At 70.5% G+C, this 21,367-nt stretch carries 17 protein-coding genes and 1 pseudogene; 9 read left to right on the top strand and 9 right to left on the bottom strand.

All coding sequences use genetic code 11. From position 1 onward, the window contains the following. Positions 1-242: 242 nt before the first annotated feature. Positions 243-1,532, bottom strand: coding sequence for a hypothetical protein (locus KUTG_RS46355; protein ID WP_157495273.1), 1,290 nt, complete (start codon positions 1,530-1,532; stop codon positions 243-245). Between the two features lie 399 nt (positions 1,533-1,931). Here KUTG_RS46355 and KUTG_RS46350 point away from each other — a divergent pair, with 399 nt between their 5' ends. After that, positions 1,932-2,396, top strand: a complete 465-nt coding sequence (locus KUTG_RS46350; RefSeq protein WP_043726288.1) for a hypothetical protein — start codon at positions 1,932-1,934, stop codon at positions 2,394-2,396. Positions 2,397-2,460: 64 nt separating this feature from the next. Here the strand turns inward: KUTG_RS46350 and KUTG_RS46345 are convergent, their stop codons facing one another. The 5 genes from KUTG_RS46345 to KUTG_RS46325 form a co-directional block, all read right to left on the bottom strand. Further along, positions 2,461-5,169, bottom strand: coding sequence for a glycoside hydrolase family 38 N-terminal domain-containing protein (locus tag KUTG_RS46345; protein WP_043733081.1), 2,709 nt, complete (start codon positions 5,167-5,169; stop codon positions 2,461-2,463). A gap of 39 nt (positions 5,170-5,208) precedes the next feature. Further along, entirely contained in the window at positions 5,209-6,015 is an 807-nt protein-coding gene (locus KUTG_RS46340) for a carbohydrate ABC transporter permease (RefSeq protein ID WP_052396841.1), read from the bottom strand. Between the two features lie 38 nt (positions 6,016-6,053). Further along, positions 6,054-7,001, bottom strand: a complete 948-nt coding sequence (locus KUTG_RS46335; RefSeq protein ID WP_043726285.1) for a carbohydrate ABC transporter permease — start codon at positions 6,999-7,001, stop codon at positions 6,054-6,056. A gap of 7 nt (positions 7,002-7,008) precedes the next feature. Further along, entirely contained in the window at positions 7,009-8,340 is a 1,332-nt protein-coding gene (locus tag KUTG_RS46330; protein WP_043726283.1) for an ABC transporter substrate-binding protein, read from the bottom strand. 240 nt (positions 8,341-8,580) lie between these two features. Beyond that, a complete protein-coding gene (locus KUTG_RS46325; RefSeq protein WP_043726281.1) occupies positions 8,581-9,822 on the bottom strand; it encodes an ROK family transcriptional regulator in 1,242 nt (413 codons plus the stop codon). A 152-nt stretch (positions 9,823-9,974) separates the two neighbouring features. On the opposite strand from KUTG_RS46325, the gene KUTG_RS46320 reads away from it, so the two are divergent. The 4 genes from KUTG_RS46320 to KUTG_RS46305 all read left to right on the top strand — a co-directional run bounded on the left by KUTG_RS46320 (position 9,975) and on the right by KUTG_RS46305 (position 15,388). Beyond that, complete coding sequence (locus KUTG_RS46320; RefSeq protein WP_052396227.1) at positions 9,975-12,590, top strand: ATP-binding protein; 2,616 nt, start codon at positions 9,975-9,977, stop codon at positions 12,588-12,590. Positions 12,591-12,708: 118 nt separating this feature from the next. Next, entirely contained in the window at positions 12,709-13,191 is a 483-nt protein-coding gene (locus KUTG_RS46315; protein ID WP_043726279.1) for a MarR family winged helix-turn-helix transcriptional regulator, read from the top strand. A gap of 75 nt (positions 13,192-13,266) precedes the next feature. Next, positions 13,267-14,700, top strand: coding sequence for an MFS transporter (locus KUTG_RS46310; RefSeq protein ID WP_043726277.1), 1,434 nt, complete (start codon positions 13,267-13,269; stop codon positions 14,698-14,700). A gap of 127 nt (positions 14,701-14,827) precedes the next feature. After that, positions 14,828-15,388, top strand: coding sequence for an RICIN domain-containing protein (locus tag KUTG_RS46305; RefSeq protein WP_043726275.1), 561 nt, complete (start codon positions 14,828-14,830; stop codon positions 15,386-15,388). A 188-nt stretch (positions 15,389-15,576) separates the two neighbouring features. Here KUTG_RS46305 and KUTG_RS66805 read toward each other — a convergent pair. Continuing rightward, a pseudogene (locus KUTG_RS66805) lies at positions 15,577-15,684 on the bottom strand (beta-ketoacyl synthase N-terminal-like domain-containing protein); the annotation flags it as partial. 37 nt (positions 15,685-15,721) lie between these two features. Then, positions 15,722-16,150: a type II 3-dehydroquinate dehydratase gene (locus KUTG_RS46300; RefSeq protein WP_043726273.1), complete on the bottom strand. Its 429-nt coding sequence runs from the start codon at positions 16,148-16,150 to the stop codon at positions 15,722-15,724. Positions 16,151-16,351: 201 nt separating this feature from the next. On the opposite strand from KUTG_RS46300, the gene KUTG_RS46295 reads away from it, so the two are divergent. Genes KUTG_RS46295 through KUTG_RS46285 form a run of 3 tightly spaced genes read left to right on the top strand, consistent with a single transcriptional unit; the run spans position 16,352 to position 19,303 of the window. Next, the gene (locus KUTG_RS46295; RefSeq protein ID WP_043726272.1) at positions 16,352-17,518 is read left to right on the top strand and encodes a DegT/DnrJ/EryC1/StrS family aminotransferase; all 1,167 of its coding nucleotides are present in this window, start codon (positions 16,352-16,354) and stop codon (positions 17,516-17,518) included. Further along, on the top strand, positions 17,515-18,582 hold the full coding sequence (locus KUTG_RS46290) for a Gfo/Idh/MocA family protein (protein ID WP_043726270.1): 1,068 nt from the start codon (positions 17,515-17,517) through the stop codon (positions 18,580-18,582). Before KUTG_RS46295 ends, KUTG_RS46290 begins: the two co-directional genes overlap by 4 nt. A gap of 43 nt (positions 18,583-18,625) precedes the next feature. Next, positions 18,626-19,303, top strand: a complete 678-nt coding sequence (locus KUTG_RS46285; RefSeq protein WP_052396226.1) for an HAD-IA family hydrolase — start codon at positions 18,626-18,628, stop codon at positions 19,301-19,303. 57 nt (positions 19,304-19,360) lie between these two features. Here the strand turns inward: KUTG_RS46285 and KUTG_RS46280 are convergent, their stop codons facing one another. Then, a complete protein-coding gene (locus KUTG_RS46280) occupies positions 19,361-20,116 on the bottom strand; it encodes a lantibiotic dehydratase C-terminal domain-containing protein (protein WP_157495271.1) in 756 nt (251 codons plus the stop codon). Between the two features lie 222 nt (positions 20,117-20,338). On the opposite strand from KUTG_RS46280, the gene KUTG_RS46275 reads away from it, so the two are divergent. After that, on the top strand, positions 20,339-21,367 hold a 1,029-nt coding region (locus KUTG_RS46275; RefSeq protein WP_043726267.1), incomplete at its 3' end, for a class I adenylate-forming enzyme family protein.

Here is a 21,367-nt window from a genome sequence, read left to right as displayed (position 1 = left end):
AGTCCTTGAAACATAGGGTGACGGGGTTACAATACATATTCTACGATCTTTTACCTACGAGGCGGGGGTCCAAGCTGAACTTAACGTCTCCCTGTGCGAATCAATCTGCTTCGACTGAACCGGAAGGCAGCTACTTGGCACCCACGTTGAATGGTGAGAAACAATTACGCCTGGTTATGGTGCCCCTCTTGTCGAACACTCTTACGTGCGAAAGCCTCTGACCCTCCACTATGTTTCGCTAGTCACGTGCCGGGACACGCAGAGCTGGGTCGCCTCGGAATCGGAGTTCGGGGTAGCACCCGCTTTCGGGGAGGTCTTGGGGGAAGCGGCCGGTCGCCCTTGGGCTGCGGCTGGCCGGCCGAGCCCTGGGTGGACCGTTCCGCGGCGACGCCGTCGGGCTGAAACGGGGCCACGGCCTCGGATTCCGTGCCGCCGGCGGTGGCGCGGTCTCGGGCGACGACCTTCCGGGTGCGGGTGGACAGCAGCGACGGCGTGTCCTTCGTACCGTCGGCCGCCGCCCCGACCAGGGCGTCGCCGTCGAGGGACGCGCCGGTGGCGCCGTGCGGCAGGCCCTTCGGATCGGCCAGCACGTGGCCGTCGGCACGGGCGCCGGTGGCGGCGCCGACGATCACCGTGTGGCCGGCGCGACCCGGGAACACCTGAAGCGTGCCGCGGTCGCCGTGGACGATCTCGGACAGCGCGCCGGCGTGCTCGTGTACGGCCTTGGCCTGCGCGTTGTGGTCGGCCGGCAGGTCGACGAGGTCGACACCGCCATCGGCGGCGGCCCGGACCTCGAACGGCGTGCCACCCACCGACGCCAGCCGCGACGCCTTGCCCTCCGGCCCCACCCTGACCAGCGCGGAGCCGACGACACCAACGACACCGGCCTCGGCCGGCACCACGGACGTGAGCTGACCGTCGACCTTCGCGGTGTGTGACACCTTGCCGGCGGCCAGGTCGACCGTGATCACATCGGTCTTCTCCTCATTGGCGCCGAGGGCCGCGGTGAACGCCGCCTCGTCGCCGACACCACAGCCCGGGGAGTGGTACTGCAGCGCAACGCCGCTGGCCAGCGGCGTCACCTTGCCACTGGCCAGGTCCACACCGAAGGCGAAGGCCCCGTGATCGCGGGCCGCGGTCAGGTTCACCGCCGAGATCGGCAGGACGGCGACCGCGGCGTACTTGCCGTCACCGGAGACGCACTGGTAGCCGGTCCACGACCGGTCGTCGAGGCCGGTGGGCTTGAGGATGGCGACCTGCCGCCAGGCGAAACCGGACTTCTCGGCCGCTACCTGGAGGTGGTAGCCCGATCCGTCGCCGAACCCGTCCACCAGGACGTCGCCCGACCGGGCCGCGTCCGGACCGAAGTCGCTGACGCCGCCCGACGCCGTGTGCGGCGCGGGGATGGGGGCCGCCACCGCGTTGACGATCTGGGCGTTGCCGCACACCAGGGCGGCGGTCAGACCAGCCGCGACGATCGACCGACTTCGCCAGCCCGTGAAGATTCTTCGGCGTTTTCCGGCACCACGCATCGAGCGTTCCCCCGTCGTCCCGAGGCAGCGCGAGCCAGGCCGCCTCATCCCCCCGCCCGGCCTGCCCGAGACGGCGAGGACACCGTAAGGCGAGGCGTCCACCAGGCGCTATACGCCGTCCAGCCGGATTCGAAGGTACTGATCCGCCGATGCATGACAAAGCGCCCGAACTGGGCAGGATGCTGGTTCCAGGCCTACCGCGCGCCGGTGACGGACGCGAGTGGTGCGCGGTTAACTCTTGACGATCCATTTGAGAGCTGAGCGATCCGTGCGACCATGCGGGTCGTGAATCATCTTCACGTTCGAGGGTCGGGGTCGGACCTCCTGGGCATCGCGGGGAGAGGGCGTGCACGGCGGCGGGCGAACCGTCGCAGACGCGTGACGCAGTAGGAGGACCACATGAATCCGACCCGCTTGCTCGTGGGCATCGCGGCGGTGGCCGGCAGCGTGCTGCTGGCCGTGCCGGCCTACGCCGCCACCGGCCAGGTCGACGGCAACATCACGGTGGGCGACTCGAGCTGCTCCTGGACCAACGCGACCACCAGCGACGTGCCGGCCAACACCCTGACGATCGACCACACGACTGTCCACCCGACCTGCACCGGCAGCATCACGGCCGGCCTGACCAACGACCCGACGGTCACCTTCGACGACACGGCGGGCACGGCGTCCGCCCCCGAGGTCGACGTCAACGGGAGCGAGCTGGGCCAGACCTGCTCCTACAAGGCGACCGACGTGACCTACACCCGCCAGGGCACGACCCGGAACTACACGGGCGGCCCCTTCACGGCCAATCTGACCGACGGCAGCTTCCTGTGCCCCAAGACGGAAACGGTCAGCGCCGCCTCGCTGGCCTTCCACTGACCGGACGGCACAGGGGCGACCCCCTCCCTGCGAGGGGCCGCCCCTGTGCCGCAACGACTTCGTGCTACCGAAGCACGATCGTCCGGATCTCCCACGCGCCGAGGGCGAGGTCAAGCCCCTGCCCCACGGACGTGGTGGCCAGCGGACGGCCGAGCAGGTCGACGGTGGTGGCCTCGGTGAACGAGCCGGTGACGCGAGCGGTGGAACCGTTGTCGCACATGGCAACCAGCCGCACCTCGACGCCCGCGCGATGATCGCTGACGACACGACGGATGCTCGACACGAAGATGTCCGAACCGTCGACCTGCACGCCGGCTACGTCGACGGGCAGCGGGCCGCCGGCCGGTGCGCTGCCGCGGCGGACGAGGACGTCGTTGCGGAAGTCCTCGGCCAGGGCGACAGCGTCGGCGGCCTGCCAGCCGGAGGCCGAAGGCAGCACGGCGAAGCGGTTCTCGATGCGGACGCCGAGCTCCTGCGCCCCGGGCGCGGGGATCTCGCTCGCGGCGGGCTCGTCGCGCAGCGGATGGATGTTCACGCTGATCGAGCCGATGGCACGCAGCAACGTGATGGCGAGTTCGCCGCCGACGACTTCGTACTCGGTGGCGTGATCGAGCAGCACGGTCGCCGCGCCGGCCGACACGAAGGAGCTCGCGGGGAAGGTGGGGATGGGGAACTCGCCCCAACCGCCCTCGGCGGTCAGACCCCGCTCCGTCACGGAGAACTGGCCCGCGGACGCGGAACCAACGACCGGCGAAGGCAGCGGCACGTGGCAACGCAGCCGGTGGTCGGCGGACCGGTTGAGGAAGGACGTGGAGACACGCACGAACGGCTCGTCCACCCGCACCTCGACCACGGTTTCCACCGGTGTTGAGGCGATCTCGGCGGAACGCACGTCGCGGTCGTCCGACAGCGCGGTGGGCCAGGGGTAGGTTCGGGTGATCCGCAGCCGCGACCGCAGCGGGCCGTTCTCCAGCACCTCGACGGAGACGTCGGTCGGATCCGAGACGAGCAAATCCCGTGCCGGCGGCCCGTAGTTGTAGCTGTCGCCACGGTCGCCGCCATCGACGAGCCGCCCGACACCCCGCAACACAGTGCCGTCAGCCCCGGTCACGTCGACGGTGCCGTCGGCATTGACGTCTACGTCGACCAGCCCGTTGGACAGCCGCTGAGCGGTGGCCGTCGCTGGCGTGAAAGAGAGATCACTGAAACCGGGCGAGACCCGGAAGCTGGCCAGCCCGGACGCCGGAATCGGCACGGGCGCCAGCACGGTGGCGCGGGCTTCCTCCAGCGTCAGCACCGTCCACTCACCCGGGTGCGTGGCCGCCGCGGTGGCGATCTCACGACGCAGGATCAGCAGGTCGAACGGCCCGCTGGTCGGCACCTCGGCCAGGTGGAACACGAGCGATCCGGGCGTCAGCTCATAGCGGTCGATCTGCCGGCCGAACAGTTCACGGCGGTGGATGCGGCGCAGCACGCGTTCGAGCTGCGTGGCGTCCACGCGTTCGTCGGCGAGCACGGTGGGCGCCACCGAGGTCAACTGCACGGGCCGCGTCGAGCCGTCGGCTGCGGTCGCGACCAGCGCGGAACCGTCGGGCGGGGTCAGGACATCGACCTCGACCAGCGCCGTGCGAGGCACGGGCAACGGATTGGCCACCAGATAACCGTCACTGGGCACCAGTGCGGCACGCTCGGCCAGGGCCGAATCCCGCACCGCACGGGCGATGTGCGCGGCCTCGGCGAGCCGACCCTCGACCTGGTCGGCCGTTTCGTCGGTACCCGAGCCGACCACCGAGTCGTGGGCCGTCGACTCGATGATCTTGTGCCACGCCAGGGCGAGGAACCGCGACTCGTCCCGCGCCGACCACATCGCGTTCATCCGCTCGGCGTGGTCGACTATGCGCTCGGCGACGGCCATGCGCTGCTTCAGCGGACGCCGCACGGAGATCACGCCGGGCAGGATGTTGCCGCGCACGTGGCTGCGCAGCTCGCCGGTGACGACCGCGGACACCTCATCGCGGGCGTGCTTTTGAACGTACTCGGCCAGCGTGGCGATGATGATCGGGCGCTCTTCGGTGGAATCGCGCCGAAGCCAGCTCGCCAGCCGTGGGTCCGGCGCGGCGTGATCGGTGCCGGCCATGGCCAGCGCCGGGTCGGAACCCCAGCGCTCCGCCGTCATCTCCACGTAGTCGTCGAGCGCGCGGCCGATCTGGTCGGGCACCAGCAGCACGTCGAGGCCGTTGTCGTAGCCGTCGAACAGGAACTCGGTCCGCACCTCGGAGCCGTCCGGTCCGCGCCAGCGGAAGGCGTGGCCGGGCACGGATCCCGGCACACCACGCCACAGCGCCGCGTGCTCGATGCCGGCCCGGGCCAGGATCTGCGGCATCTGGGCGACGTGCCCGAACATGTCCGGCAGATAGCCGATCGGCATCGCCCCGCCGAGTTCGGCCGCCGCGGCCCAGCCCAGCTGGAGGTTGCGCACGATGGTCTCGCCGGAGCACAGGAACTCGTCGAGCAGGATCAGCCACGGCCCGATGGCCAGCTGCCCGTTGGCCACCAGGGCCACCACCCGGTCCCGGTTCTCCGGCCGCATCTCCAGGTAGTCCTCGACCGCGGCCAGCTGCCCATCGACGGTGAAGCGGAAGTCGGGGTTGGCCTCCGCCGTCGCCAGGACCGTGTCCAGCGCGCCGACGAGCCGGTGGCGGAACACCTGGAAGGGCTCGTACCACTCCCGGTCCCAGTGGAAATGGGGCACGAAGACAGCAGCTTTCCGCATGAACACAAGACTTTCTGCTGAGGGAACGGCGACGACGTCCTACTTGACGGCCCCGACGGCCAGCCCGGAACGCCAGAATCTCTGCAGGAGCACGAAAACGACGATCACCGGGACGACCGAGACCAGCGCGCCGGTGATCACCAGCTCCTGGAGGTGGGGAATGTGCACGGTCTGGCCGTTCCACGAGAACAGGCCGAGCGTGATCGGGAACAGCGACTCCTTCTGCAGCATCACCATCGGCAGGAAGAAGTTGTTCCAGATGGCCACGAACTGGAACAGGAAGATCGTCACCAGCGAGGGCGTCATCAGCCGGACCGACACCGAGAAGAACGTCCGCAGCTCGCCGGCCCCGTCCAGTCGGGCCGACTCCAGGATCTCGTCGGGCACGGCCGCGCTGGCGAAGATCCGGGCCAGGTACACCCCGAACGGGCTGACGATGCTCGGCAGGAACACGGCCAGGTAGGTGTTGACCAGGCCGGCCGCCGAGAACAGCAGGAACAACGGCAGCGCCAACGCCGTGGTGGGCACGAGCACACCGCCGAGGATCACGGAGAACAGGAACTCCCTACCACGGAAGCGAAACTTGGCCAGGGCGTAGCCGCACAGCGCGGAGATCAGCGTGCCGACACCGGCGCCGAGCACCGCGTAGATCACGCTGTTCACGGCCCACTGGAGGTAGATGCCGTTGCTCTCCGCGAACAGGTCGCCCAGGTTCTCGAACAGGCGGAAGTGCGAGAACGCCAGGCCGAACGTGGAGGCCAGGTCGCCCTGCGGCTTGGTGGCCGCGACGAACAGGAAGTAGATCGGCAGCAGGAAGTAGATCGCCAGCACGAGCATGATGGCCATCACCGCCGCGCGGCTGCCGAGGCTTTCCCGTTGGGTGTTCACAGGCCCGCCCTCCTCGACGTCAACCGCATGAACCCGAGGCTCAGCACGAACGTGATCACCGCGAGGATCACGGAGATGGCCGCCGCCTGCTGGTAGTTGTTCCCGGAGGCCACCGCGTAGGCCAGCATGTTCGGCGTGAAGGTGCTGGAGATGTTGGACGAGATCTGCCGCAGCACGGCCGGTTCGGCGTAGAGCTGGAGGGTGCCGATGATGGAGAACACCGTGGTCAGCACGATCGACGGGGCGATGATCGGAACCTTGATGCGCCAGGCGATCGCCCAGTCGCCGGCGCCGTCCAGCCGGGCCGCCTCATAGAGGTCGGGCGGGATCGACTGCAGCGCCGAGAACATGATGAGCATGTTGTAGCCGGTCCACAGCCACGTGGAGACGTTCGCCGTCGACCACAGGACCGCGCCGGGGCCGAGGAAATCCGGTTGCAGGCCAAGGTGGTGCAACAGATCGACCACCGGGCTCAGCTGCGGCGAGTACAGGAACGACCACATGATCGCGGCGATCACGCCGGGCACCGCGTAGGGCATGAACGCCGCGATGCGGAAGAAGGACTTGAGCTTGAGCAGCGACGTGTCCAGCAGCAGCGCCATGGCCAGCGCGAGGAACAGCATGACCGGCACCTGCACGATCCCGAACAGCGCGATGCGGCCGATGCTGCCCCAGAAAGCGCTGTCCTGGAACGCCTGCGCGTACTGGGTGAGTCCGCCGAACGTCGTGTACGAGGTGCCGTACGCGCCGCCGGTGCGGCGGACGACCAGGAAGCTCTGCCACACCGCGTAGGCGACGGGCACCAGGTAGAACAGCACGAACGGCAGGAAGAACGGCAGCACGAACGCGAGGACGGTGACAACACGCGGGCGGCCGGCGCCGCGACGGCGACGGCCTCCCGCTGCTGTCACTCCGTGCGCCGCACGGGTGGCGAGGTCAGTCATGCCGGGGTCAGTTTCCTGCCACGGCGGGAATTGCCTGCGCCTTCATCGACGACAGGGCCGTCGACTGGGCGGTGGCCAGCGCGTCGGTGAGCGTGCCGGTGCCGGCCGTGGCCTTGGCCATCGCGTCCTGCAGCGCCACGTTCACGGCCTTCTGCGTCGGCCCCCACGTGAAGTCGGTGTCGACCTGCTTGGAGGAGTCGGCGAAGACGTCGAAGATCTTCTCGTTGTTGTAGTACGGAACGCCTTGGGAAAGCTGGGGAAGCTGCAGTCCGGCGGTCGCGGCCGGGTACAGGCCGCCCGCCTTGTTCTCCAGCGCGAGGGCCTCCGGGTCGCTGTTCAGCCACAGGTTGAACTTGACCGCCTCGTAGAGGTGCTGGCCGCCCTTCATGAACGCCACGGTCGAGCCGCCCCAGTCACCGGAGGCCGCGCTGCCGTTCCACGTCGGCATCGGCACGACCGTCCACCTGCCGGACTGGTCGGGCAGGTTGTCCCGGAAGTTGCCGTAGCCCCACGCCGCGCCGACGTAGGTGGCCACCTGGTTCTTCTCGTACGCCGCGTACATCGGCGTGGACGTGTTGGCCAGGTCGGTGCGGACCAGCTTGGCGTTGACCAGCTTCTGCCAGTAGTCGGCGACCTGCTTGCTCTGCGCGGAGTCCACCGTCACGTGCCAGGTGTCGCCGGCGTAGCTGTACATCTTGGCCTTGGCCTGCCAGAGCAGCCCGTTGAACCACTCGGCGTTGTTCGGGTCGAAGAACGTGATGGTCAGGCTGGGGTCGGCGGCGTGCAGCTTCTGCGCGTCGTCGGCGTACTCGTCCCAGGTCTTGGGGATCGACAGGCCGTGCTGGCTGAAGATGTCGCTGCGCACGTAGAGGGCCATCGGGCCGGTGTCCTGCGGGAGCGCGAACACGCCGGTGCCGCCGAAGCTGCTCTGCGACCAGGTCCACGGCACGAACTTCGACTTGGCCGCCACGGCGTCCGCGCAGGCCGAGGCGTCCACGAGCGCGCCCTGGGTTCTCTGGTCGGGCAGTTCGTCGTAGCCGACCTGGGCCAGGTCGGGCGCGGTGCCCGCCTTGATCGCGTTGCCGATGGCGCCGTACTGGTCGTTGGCGATGTTCTTGGTCTGCACCTGGATGTTCGGGTTCTTCTTGTTCCACAGGTCGACGACCTGGTCCATGCCCGAGACGGTGTTCCAGTACTGCAGGGTGACCTTGCCCTGAGACGGCGTGCAGGAGCCCGCCGCCGCACTGTCCGATGGGGACGACGGGGACCCACAGGCGGCGAGCACGGTGACGGCGGTGGTCACGACGACGGCCACACCCACGAAGCGATTGATGCTCATGTCTTCCTCACGGAGAACGGCTGGCGGGCGGCGCCAACCGGGTCGACGTTGACGTTCTCAGGCAAGGGGTCGCGATGCCCTGGGGTGGCAGAAGCTCGGCGACGGTTCGCGCACCGGGCCCCCGCGACGGGAGTTACTAAACCATATATCGTAATTACCAGCAACGGTTGCTATGGCAAATTCAGGCCGTGAGCAGCGGGTAGTCAGGTGCTTACGCCACCGTGAACAGCAGCGCCGGGCTCACTCCGCCGTGAGCAGCAGCGCCGACGGCCGCGGCGAGAAGGTGTTGTCCAGCATCAGCGTCGCGGCGCCGACGGCGGCCACATCCACCGGAATCGCGGACTCGACGATCCGCACGGGATCGGGCGACACGAGGGCGGGGTCGGCGCGGACCTCGTCCGACAGGGTGGCCAGGACGACGGGGGCGATGCTGGCCCAGAAGGGGCCGCCGAAGACCACCTCGTCGATGTCCAGCAGGTTGACGATGACGACGATGGCCCGGGCCAGGGCCCGGGAGACGTCGGCCAGGATGGCCGAGGCGGCGGGATGGCCGTCCAGGGCGAGGTTCGCCAACCTGCGCAGTGCGGCGTCCACATCGGACATGTCGTCGAGGTTGCCGACCTCGGCCGGCGACAGGACACCGTCCCGCACGGCGCGTTCGACCAGCACCCGGGGCACGGTCACGTAGCCGACGCAGCCCCGCCGGCCGCAGGTGCACATATCGCCGTCCGGATCGACGGTGATGTGGCCGGCGTCGCCGGCGTTGGCGCTGACGCCGCGAACGACCTCCCCCGCCAGCGACAAGCCGGTGCCGAGACCGGTGCCGTAGTACATGAAGGCGAAGTCGCGGCGGGTGCCGGGGCTGGCGTACCAGAGCTCGGCGACCACGGTGGCGGTCGTGTCCTTCTCCAGCAGCACGGGCAGCCCGGTGGCCTCGGCGAGCGCGCTGCGCAGGGCGACCCGGCGCCAGTTGGGCATCATCGGCGGATTCAGCAGCACGCCGTCGTCCACCGTCACCGGTCCGGGCGAGGCGATGCCGATCCCGAGCACACGGGACCGGTCGACGGCGGAACCCGTGATGAGGGCGTCGATCGCGGTCGCCATCTCCTCGATGACCGCGGTCGCGTCCCCGGCGGTGGGCGTGCCGGTGCGCGAGTGGTCCCGGATCGCACCGGAGAGGTCGACCAGCACGTAGCTGACGGCGGCCGGGTCGATGTGCACGCCGACGGCGAAACCACCGGCCGGATTGAGCTTGACCACCGCCGCCGGCTTACCGGGGCCGCCGGTGCGCATGCCGTGCTCGTCGATCAGGCCCGCGTCGAGCAGGCGGCGGCAGACCTTGGTCACGGTCATCACGCTCAGCGCGGTCAGGGCGGCGATCTCCGACCGGGTGATGCCCTCGGGGCGGCGGCGGATCGCGTCGAGAACGACCGTCTGGTTGTACTCACCGACGGCGGGCAGATTCGTTCCCCTGTGATCCAACGCCAACCTCCCCACAGACCGGTGCCTGACCGGCAGCGTAGCGTCACGCCGATCCCCGACGCCCGCGTAACCCGTCGACGTACTCCTCGGATGCGAGTGGGAATGCTTGCCCGCTCGCACAAACCACTCGAGGGGGAAAACGCGTGGTGAGCATGGTCACCGACCGGGCGGTGGATTCCGGCGGTCAGTTGTCCGATTTCGCACCGCCGCTGCTGGAGAGGGAGTCGCCGCTGGCGGCGCTGCGCCAGTACGCGATCGAGGCCGCGCAGGGTGCGGGGCGGCTGGTGCTGCTGGCAGGCGAGGCCGGCGTGGGAAAGTCGACGCTGTTGGAGACGCTGAGACGGGATCCCGAGGGCGCCCGATGGTCCTGGAGCGCCTGTGACGGGCTGTTCGTGCCCCGGCCGCTCGGGCCGCTGTTCGACCTGGCCGACCAGCTCGGCGGCGACCTGCGGCAGCGCTGCGCCACCGGCGGCGACCGCGAGGACCTGTTCCGTGCGCTGGCGGGCCAGCTCGGCGCGCCGGACGTCGTGGTGATCGAGGACATCCACTGGGCCGACGAGGCGACGCTGGACCTGCTCCGGTTCCTGAGCCGACGGCTCCGGGCCACGTCGGCGCTGGTCATCGCGACATACCGTGACGACGAGGCCGCCGGCGAGGCGTTGCGGCAGGCCCTCGGCGACCTGGCCGCGCAGCCCTCGACCCGCCGCATCCGGCTGTCCCCGCTGTCGCTCGACTCGGTGCGGGTGCTGGCCGAGGACAGCGGCTTCACCGCGGACCGGCTGTTCGAGCTGACCGGCGGAAATCCGTTCTACGTGGCCGAATTGCTCCAGGCCGGGGCGACCGGCGTGCCGATGTCGGCGCGGGACGTGGTGCTCGCACGGGCCGCGCGGCTGGGCGACCGCGCGCGGGCCAGCCTGGATGTCGCCGCACTGATCGGCGTAAAGGTCGACGTGTCGTTGCTGGCGACGCTCGGCCCAGACCCCGCTGCACTGGACGAACTGCTGGCCTCCGGCCTGCTGATGGCGGACGGCCGGCGGCTGCGCTTCCGTCACGAGATCGCGCGACTCGCTGTCGCCCAAGCCATTCCGGCACACCGGGCGCACGCCATTCACCGGCAGTTGCTGACGGCGTTGCGTGCGCACGACTGCCCCGACGAGGCCCGGCTGGCTTTTCACGCCGAGGAGAGCGGCGACGAGCAGGCGGTGTTGCGCTACGCCCCCGCCGCCGCTCGGCGGGCCGCACGGCTGGGCTCCCATCATGAGGCGGCGGCCCAGTTCGAGCGTGCGCTGCGGTTCGCCGACCGGGCCGATCTGGCCGTGCGCGGCGAGTTGTGGGAGGAGCTGGCCGACGAGGCAACGCTGCTGGGCCGCTTGGCGGTGGCCGAGGACTCCGCGGAGCGGGCGCTGGCGTCGTGGCGCGAGGCCGGCGACCGGTTACGGGAAGGTTCGGCGCTGGCCCGGCTGTCACGGATCAGGTCGAGCCGGTGCCGCGGCCTGGACGCGGCCGCGGCGGCACGGGCCAGCGTGTCCGTGCTCGAACCGCTCGGGCCCTCCGTCGAACTCGCCGGGGCGTACGCGACGCTGGCCAATCAGCGCATGCTCCAGGCCGACTACGACACGGCAACCGCCCTGGCCCGGCGGGCCCAGCAACTCGCGGTCCAGTTCGGCGTCACCGACGTGCTCAGCGACGCGCTGAACACCGAAGCCGGCAGTGCCTCCGGCCGGGGTCTGGAGTGGACCCCGCTGATGCGCCGGGCGCTGGACACCGCCCTGGCCGGCCGGCACCAGAAACAGGCCGCGCGGGCGTACGTCAACCTGTGCGTGATTGCCGTCGAGCAATGGCGGTTCACCGAGGCCGAGCACTATCTCGCCGAGGGGATCGAGTACTGCGACGACCACGGTCTCGCCACCTACGCCGTCCGCCTGCGCGGCGAGCTGGCCAACCTGTTCGAGCGCACCGGGCGGTGGGACGAGGCCGTGACCACCACTCACGAGCTGCTCCACCACGGTGATCAGTCGCCGGTGAACGTGCTGTGCGGGCTGGTGCGGCTGGGCGTGATCCGGGCCCGGCGGGGTGAGGCGGCGGTCTGGGAGTGCCTGGACGAGGCAGCCGCCATCGCCGAGGACCAGGACGAGCCGCCGTTCCACGTCTTCACCCGGCTCGCCCGGGCCGAGGCGCACTGGCTCGGCGGCGACCTCCTTGCCGCGCGCACCGAAGCGGAGTCGGCCGCCCGGACGGCCGGCGCCTGCGTCGCCTGGCACCGTGGCGCCGTCGCCGTGTGGCTGCGCCGAACCGGCTCCGAGCAACCGATCGACACCGACGTCGCCGCACCCCACCTGGACCTGTTGAGCGGGGACGTTTCCCGCGCGGCGGCCACGTGGACCCGACTCGGCTGTCCTTACGAGGCCGGCCTGGCGCTGCTGGATTCCGGTCAGGACAAGCATCTTCGCCAGGCCTTCACCCTCTTCACCGGCCTCGGTGCCGGGGCCGCCGCCGCGCTGGCCCGCCGCGCGCTGAGGAGGTTGGGCGCGCGGACCATTCCCGCCGGGCCTCGGGGCACCACCCGATCCCACCCCCTCGGCCTCACCCGCCGTGAGCACGAGGTCCTCGTCCTCATCGCCGAGGGCCACACCAACGCCCGCATCGGCGGCCGCCTGTGCATCTCCGCCAAGACCGTCGACCACCACGTCTCCGCCATCCTCGCCAAGCTCGGCGTCCCCGACCGCGCCGCCGCCGGCCAGGTCGCCCGCCGTGACCTGACGGGCTGACGGTTCTCCACTCACCGCTCCCCCGCGAGCAGCAACGGCCGAGGTCAACTCGTCCACCCGCGGGATCGTCCGGTCGCGGACCATCCGCTCCGGACCTTCCCGCGGATAGCATGGGTCCATGCCCAACACCAGGCCAGCGGCGCCCGAGACCGACCTGAACTTCCTGCTGTCGTGGGCCAGCCACGCGCTGGCCACCGAGCAGACCGCGGGCCTCGCCGACCTGGGCATCACCCCGCGCGCGCACTGCGTGCTCTACAAAGCGCTGGAAGGCGACCACACCCAGCGGGAACTGGCCGACATGTGCGGCCTGGACAAGACGACCATGGTCGTCACGATGGACGAGCTGGAGCAGGCCGGCCTGGCCGAGCGGCGTCCATCGGCCACCGACCGGCGGGCCCGCATCATCCACGTGACGGCCAAGGGCCTCAAGGTGGTCGCCGCGGCCAACAAGATCGTCGAAGGCATCCAGGACGATGTGCTGTCCTCGCTGCCCGCCCGCCAGCGCGAGGCCTTCACCGGCGCACTGGTCACGCTGGTCAACGACCGGCTGGCCAGCCTGGTGCCCTGCGAGCGGCCGCCGCGTCGCCCGTCGGCAAAATAGATCTGAACCGGATCATCTAGAATCAGATCATCCGCTACGGTAGCTTTCGAGGACACACCCCTTGGAGGCCACCGCATGTCGACGACCCTGCCGACGACCGCCCGCGCGCGCTGGCTCGCGTTCGGCGTCCTGTGCTCCGTGCAGCTGATGGTGATCATCGACACCAGCATCGTGAACGTGGCCCTGCCGTCGATCCAGGCCGAGCTCGGCTTCACCCAGTCCGGCCTCGGCTGGATCACCAACGCCTACACGATCGCCTTCGGCGGCCTGCTGCTGTTGTCCGGCCGCCTCGGCGACCTGGTCGGCCGCAAGCGCATGTTCATCGCCGGGCTCGGGGTGTTCACGCTGTCTTCCCTGCTGTGCGGGGTGTCCAGGTCCCAGGTCATGCTGGTCGCCGGGCGCTTCCTCCAGGGCGCGGGCGCCGCGATGGCGGCGGCGGTCGTGATGGGCATCGTGATCACGCTGTTCACCGATCCGCGTGAGCTGGGCAAGGCCATCGCCGCGTTCAGCTTCGTCGGCGCGGCCGGCGGCTCGCTCGGCGTGCTGGCCGGCGGCTTTCTCACCCAGGGCGTCAACTGGCACTGGGTCTTCTTCGTCAACGTGCCGATCGGCATCGCGGCCGCGCTGTTCGCCGTGCCGCTGGTCAAGGGGGACAAGGGACTCGGCCTGGCCGAGGGCGTCGACATCCCCGGCTCGGTCCTGGTCACCGCCGGCCTGATGCTGGGTGTCCACACCATCGTCGAGGTCCCGGTCTACGGCTGGATCTCGTTGCCCACGCTCGGTTTCGGCGGGATCGCCGCGCTGCTGCTGGCCGGATTCGTGGTACGGCAGGCCACCGCGGCCAAGCCGCTGGTGCCGCCGACACTGTTCCGGTCCCGCAACCTCACCGGCGCCAACGTGGTGCAGCTGCTGATGGTGGCCGGCCTGTTCAGCTTCAACTTCCTGGGCGCGCTGTACCTACAGGAAGTGTTGGGCTACAAGCCGATCGAGGCCAGCCTGGCGTTCCTGCCGCTGGCCCTGACGCTGGCCGTGGTCTCGCTGGGGCTGTCGACCAGGTTCACCATGAAGTTCGGGCCGCGCACGGCGCTGCTGTCCGGCCTGGCGCTCATCGTCCTCGCGCTGCTGCTGGCCGCCCGAGCCCCGGTGCAGGCCGACTACCTGGTGGATGTGCTGCCGATGGCGCTGCTCCTCGGCGCGGGCGCCGGCCTGACCATGCCGGCCGTGATGGCGCTGGCGATGTCGGTGGCCACGCCCACCGATGCCGGCCTGGCCTCCGGCGTGGCCGGCACGTCCGGCCAGATCGGCGGCGCGTTGGGCCTCGCGGTGTTCGCCGCCCTGGCCAGCGGCCGCACCGAGGACCTGACCGCAGCCGGGGCTTCGCCGCTCGACGCGCTCAACGGCGGCTTCCACCTGGCCTTCCTGGTCTCGGCCGGCGTTGTCGCGCTGGGCCTCGTGGTCGGCGCCACGGTGCTGCGCGACGCCCCGATGCCGGCCGGCCCGCCAACATAGGGAACCGGCCGGCCAACATGGGGAACTGCTCCCGATACCCACGACCTGCCGAATCCGTAGCGTTTTCCCCGGACGGACAACGAAAACCCATCGTTGCGACACCCGGAGTGAAAGAGGAAACGTCACCGTGGAGTTCCGCAGGAAGATCGTCGGAATGGTACTGGGCGCGGTCGCGCTGGCCGCCGCCTTCGCCGGCACGGGAACGGCGGTCGCCCAGGCGACGCCGGCCGCCCAGGCCGCGCCGCACGCCGCCGTGTTCAACCCCATCTCCAACTTCGGCGACCCCAGCAAGTGCATGTCGGCGCCGGTCGCCGCCGCGAACACCGCGGTCGTCGAGGCGCGGTGCGACGGCAGCGACGCGCAGAGCTGGGAGCTCAGGCAGTTCGGCACCAACATCTGGCAGTTCATCAACAAGAACGGCGCCGGATTCTGCATGTTCGCCTTCTCCCCGCCTCCGCGCAACGGCGCCCCGATGGGCCTCAACGACTGCCGGACCGTCAGCAACGAGGAGTTCAACACCCACAGCTCGTCCACCGGCTTCCGCAGCCTGGAGTCGCGGACCGGCTTCACCAACACCGGCTTCTGCGTCGACATCCCCGGCGGCTCCGGCGCGCCGTACGGCCAGCAGCTGATCCTGTTCGGCTGCAACGGCAGCCAGTCGCAGTCCTGGCACGTCGTCTTCCCGTAGTCGCACCACCCCTCCAGTGCCTTCGCGCCCGCGGCAACCTGCCGCGGGCGCGAGCAGCATCGGGGCAATCTCAGACCTGGCGGCGCACGCCGTCGGGCCCGACCGGGGCCCACCACTGGTTGTGGTTGGTCGCCCCGTCGCCGAAGAAGCCGGTGTGCCCCGGCGCCGTCCGCACCGGCCTCCCACCGTTCGGCGGGAGTCGGCGCGATGGCGTCGCCACCGGTCCTGAGCAGCTCCCGGAATGCCGCCGGCGATCCGGATCCGGGTAACGCACAGGCGATCCCGACGACGGCGATCGGAACGTCGCCCTGTGTCGACAGAGAGCCTCTGGCGTCAGACCATGGCGAGCAACGCGCGGGCGGCCAACCGGTAGCCGAGCGCGCCCATGCCGACGACCACGCCGCTGGCCAGCGGGGCGATCACGGACTCGTGCCGGAACTGCTCGCGGGCCCACACGTTGGACAGGTGCACCTCGATCCACGGGCGCGGGTAGCTGGCGAGGGCGTCGCGCAGGCTCCAGCCGGCGATCATGAGCGCGCCGGGATTGACGATCGCGCCGACGGTGTCATAGTTGTCCTGAATGGCGGTGATCAGTTCGCCTTCGGACTCGCGTTGGACCGAGGTGACCTTCCAGCCGCGGTCGGCCACCTCGTCGGCCACCATGTCGGCGATGTCGGCCAGCGTGTCCGTGCCGTAGACGGACGGCTCACGACGGCCGAGTATGCCCAGGTTGGGACCGTTCAACAGCAGTAGTTCGGACATGCGAAACCCCTTTCAGAAGTCCGCGACAATGATTCGGGACATTAGCAGCATTTCGCTATCCCCGCACGCAAAGGGGACCTATAGGGGTGACATAGGGGAATGACTGCCGCAGTAGTGAAGGGTACCGTTCCGCACTACGTGATCCGAATTTCCGCCGCAATTACCTATGGGGATGCTGGCGGTATCAGGAATGGGAGCACCATGGGTGGGGCACTGCGCATGTCAAGTGAGTTTCCGGCGTGGCCGCAGTACGGCGACGAGGAGCGCACCGGCCTGATCCGCGCGCTGGACCAGGGCCAGTGGTGGCGCATGGGCGGCAGCGAGGTCGACAGCTTCGAGCGCGAGTTCGCCGAGTACAACGGAGCCGAGCACGCCCTCGCCGTCACCAACGGCACGCACGCGCTCGAGCTGGCGCTTCAGGTGTTGGGGGTCGGTCCGGGCACCGAGGTCATCGTGCCCGCGTTCACGTTCATCTCGTCCTCGCAGGCCGCGCAGCGGCTCGGGGCGGTCGCGGTGCCGGTGGACGTGCACCCCGACACGTACAACATCGACGCGGAGCGGGCGGCGGCGGCGATCACGTCGAAGACGGCGGCGATCATGCCGGTCCACATGGCCGGCCTGCTGTCGGACATGGACGCCCTGGCCAAGCTGTCCGCCGACTCGGGCGTGCCGCTGATCCAGGACGCGGCGCACGCGCAGGGCGCGGAGTGGAACGGCAAGCGGGTCGGCGACCTCGGTTCGGTGGCCGCGTTCAGCTTCCAGAACGGCAAGCTGATGACCGCGGGCGAGGGCGGCGCGGTGACGTTCCCCGAGCAGTCCCAGTGGGACACGGCGTTCGTGCGGCACAGCTGCGGGCGCCCCAACGGCGACCGCGGCTACTTCCACGAGACGTCGGGGTCGAACTTCCGGCTCAACGAGTTCTCCGCGAGCGTGTTGCGGGCCCAGCTCGCCCGGCTGGACAGCCAGGTCGCGGTCCGCGAGCAGCGCTGGCCGCTGCTGTCGCGGCTGCTGTCCGAGATCCCCGGCGTCGTGCCGCAGGCCATGGACGAGCGCAGCAACCGCAATCCGCACTACATGGCCATGTTCCGGCTGCCCGGCGTGTCCGAGGAGCGGCGCAACGCCGTGGTCGACGCGCTGATCGAGCGGGGCCTGCCGGCCTTCGCCGCGTTCCGGGCGATCTACCGCTGCCAGGGCTTCTGGGAGACCGGCGCGCCGAACGAGACGGTCGAGCAGCTGGCGGCGCGCTGCCCGAACGCCGACGCCATGACGCATGACACGGTCTGGCTGCACCACCGCACGCTGCTGGGCACCGAGGCGCAGATGCACGAGATCGCCGAGGTGCTGGCCGACACGCTGGCCACATCATGACCGTGCGGGTGGCCGTGGTGGGCCTCGGCTGGGCGGGGCGGTCGATCTGGCTGCCGCGCCTGGTCGAGCACCCCGACTTCGACGTGGTGGCCGTGGTGGACTCCGAGCCGGTGGCTCGGGCCACCGCGGCCCGCACCTGGCCGGGCACGCGTGCGCTGGCCGATGTGTCCGAACTGGACCGCGACGACGTGGACCTCGCGGTCGTCGCGGTGCCGAACCACCTGCACACCACCGTGGCGTGCCGGCTGTTGGCCGCGGGTGTGCCGGTGTTCCTGGAGAAGCCGGTGTGCCTGAGCTCGGCCGAGGCCGACCGACTGGCGCTGGCCGAGCGTGACGGCGGCACGGTGCTGTTGGCCGGTAGCGCGGCGCGCTACCGCGCCGATGTGTTGACGCTGCACGAAACCGTGGCGTCGCTGGGCCGGCTGCGGCACCTGGACCTGGCGTGGGTGCGCTCGCGCGGGGTGCCCGACGCGGGCGGCTGGTTCACCCGTCGCGACCTGTCCGGCGGCGGCGCGCTGGTCGACCTGGGCTGGCACCTGCTGGACACGCTCACGCTGCTGCTCGGCCCGGTCGGCTTCGACCAGGCGGTCGGCACGGTGTCGGACGACTTCCTGCACAACGGGGCCTGGAGTGCCGCCTGGCGGCACGACGGCCCCAAGCCGGACGCCGGCGGCGACGTCGAGGACACCGCGCGCGGTTTTCTCGTGTCGGACACCGGTGTCTCGGTGTCGCTGCGGGCGAGTTGGGCGTCGCACGAGCCGCTCGACTACACCGCGATCACGGTCGAGGGCAGCAACGGCTCCGCGACCCTGCGGTGCACCTTCGGCTTCAGTCCCAACCGTGCGGGCGGCTCGGTGCTCACGCTCACCCGGGACGGCGAGGCCGTGCCGGTCGCGGTGCCCGAGGAGCCGATCGGCGCCGAGTACCGCCGTCAGCTGGACGAACTGCCCGCCCTGCTGGCCGACCCGGCGAGCAAGGGCCTGGTGATCGAGGACGCCCGACGCACCATCGGGGTCATCGAGCGCCTCTACGACTCCGCCCGGCCAGTGCCGGCACAGGTGTGAGACCAGCCCGCTCATCCATAGCCATCGCGCTGGAGGTACGTCCATGAACACCGAGCCGGCCACGAGCACGGCGCTGATCACCACCCCCAAGCGGGTGGTGGTGTTCGATCTCGACGGGGTGCTCGTCGACAGTTTCGCCGTGATGCGCCAGGCCTTCACCATCGCCTACGCGGAGGTCGTCGGCCCGGGGCCGGCTCCGTTCGAGGAGTACAACCGGCATCTCGGCCGGTACTTCCCGGACATCATGCGGATCATGGGTCTGCCGCTGGCGATGGAGCAGCCGTTCGTGCGGGAGAGCTATCGGCTGTCCCGCGAGGTGCACGTGTTCGACGGCATCCGCGAACTGCTGCACACGCTGCGGGCCCGCGGGCTGCGGCTCGCGGTGGCCACGGGCAAGTCCGGCCGGCGGGCGCGCGCGCTGCTGGACGAGCTGGGCCTGCTGTCGATGTTCGACCACGTGATCGGCTCGGACGAGGTGGCCCGGCCCAAGCCGGCGCCGGACATCGTGCTGCGCGCGCTGGACCTGCTCGGCGCCGACCCGGCGGACGCGATGATGGTCGGTGACGCGGTGACGGACCTGCGCAGCGCGTGGGACGCGGGGGTGTTGGCGGTGGCGGCGACGTGGGCCGACTTCGACGACACCGAGCTGCTCGCGACCGAGCCGGACGTCGTGCTGCGGCGGCCGCTGGACCTGCTGGAGTTGTGCCCGGCGCTCGTGTGACCGGACCCGGGACACCAGGAAGCCCCCGCCTCGGCGGGGGCTTCCTCGGCTTTCCCGTCAGGCGGGTTGGACCAGCAGCTGCGCCGTCGGCACTCCGGAGACGAGCGACAGCCGGACCACGCGCGCGGCCAGCGCCTCGGTGCGGGCGTCGATGCCGAGCTGGTTGTGCGTCAGGTGCGCGTGGTCGAGCAGCACGTAGCCGGCCACGTCGGCCGCCGACTCGACGCGGGCCCGGTAGCGCGCCCACTCCTCGTGCTTCGACATTCCTTTCAGCACCGCCGAGTCAGCCTCGCGGACCACGTCGACACGGGCGGCGGGCGACAGCGCGCCGGCCCACTGCTGCCAGCAGTGGAACAGCAACGACGTGCGGGCGCCGCCGTCGAGCCCGTCGGTCAGGTTCTCCAGATGGCGCACCGCGGCGAACAGCCGGCCGTCGGCGTCGAGCTCGCCGTCGGCGAGCAGGTCGAGGGCGAGGTCGCTGGACGCGTCGGCCAGCTCGACCGCCACGTCGCCGTCCTGTCGCTGCGGGTACGGCGTCCAGGACCGGCCCGGCTCGCACTCCGTCGGCACGCCGGCGCGGTCGGCCGCGGCGCGCAGCCGCTGGGTCAGTTCGTCCAGCGCCTCCGGCGCCGCGGTGAACCACAGGTCGACGTGCGCGCCTCGGCGCCGGAACGCCCAGCGCGCGGTCGGGTCGGCCAGCCGCAGCCGGTCGAGCGGGTCGGACATGATCGACGGCAGCACGGCCGCCGTGTGCTCCCGTGCGTCCATCCACTGCGGTTTGCACAGCCGGACGAACAACCAGTTGCTGGGCACCACCGGTCACCTCAGATCGGTTTGAGTATTCCCAACGAAATACGTTGTCGACCCTAGTGCGCGGCCTGGTCGCGCGGCGGCGGTGAAGCGCTCGAACCCCAAGTTAGGGATGCCATAGGGGGGCGCGCTGGGGATTCGGCCGGGCCCCGCGGCGTGATGCTCGTCATCGGACCGCCGCGCTCGCGTGTCCGCCATGCTAACTCGCCGCAGGGGTGGAAGAACATGTTGCGTACCGAGTTGATTCGGCCGCTGCCGGAACTGCTGCAGCAACACGCGAATACCTTCGCCGACAAGATCGCCTTCGTCGACGCCCGCCGCGGCGTGACGTACGCCGAGCTGGCGGAGCGCACCCGCCGGCTCGCCGGCCACCTGGCCGCGCTGCGGCTGCAGCCCGGCGACCGGGCCGCGATCCTGCTGGGCAACCGCGTCGAGGCCGTGGAGAGCTATCTGGCGATCACGCGGGCCGCCGCGATCGGCGTGCCGGTCAACCCGCGCCTGACCCGGTCGGAAGTGGCGTACCTGCTCGACGACAGCGGCGCGCGCGTCGTGATCACCGATCCGTCCCATGTGGACATGGTGCGCGACCGGCCGAACCTCCAGGTGATCGTGGTCGGCGACGGCGAGCCGGTGCCCGGCGCCCTGTCGTTCGCGACGCTGGCGGCGACCGAGCCGGTCGTGCCTGCACGGGACGACCTCGGCCTGGACGACCCGGCCTGGATGCTCTACACCTCCGGCACCACGGGCCGGCCCAAGGGCGTGCTGTCCACGCAGCGCAACTGCCTCTGGTCGGTCGCCGCGTGCTACGTGCCGATCCCCGGCCTGTCCTCCGACGATCGCGTGGTGTGGCCGCTGCCGCTGTTCCACAGCCTCGCGCACATCGTGTGCGTGCTGGGCGTGACGGCGGTCGGCGCGACCGCGCGCATCCTCGACGGGTTCTCCGCCGACGAGGTGCTCGCCGCGATCCGCGCGGACTCGGCGACGTTCCTGGCCGGCGTGCCGACCATGTACCACTACCTGGTCCAGGCCGCGCGGGAGAAGGCCTTCACCGCACCGGATCTCCGGATGTGCCTGGTCGGCGGCGCGATCACCACGGCCGCGCTGCGCCGGTCGTTCGAGGAGGCGTTCGGCGCCCCGCTGCTCGACGCCTACGGCAGCACCGAGACCTGCGGCTCGATCACCATCAACTGGCCGACCGGCGCCCGCGTCGACGGCTCGTGCGGCCTGCCGGTGCCCGGTCTCGGCGTGCGGCTC

Source organism: Kutzneria sp. 744, from assembly GCF_000568255.1.
Taxonomy (GTDB): Bacteria; Actinomycetota; Actinomycetes; order Mycobacteriales; family Pseudonocardiaceae; genus Kutzneria.
The sequence above is the reverse complement of the archived record's forward strand: the minus strand, read 5'-3'. Positions and strand labels throughout refer to the sequence as shown.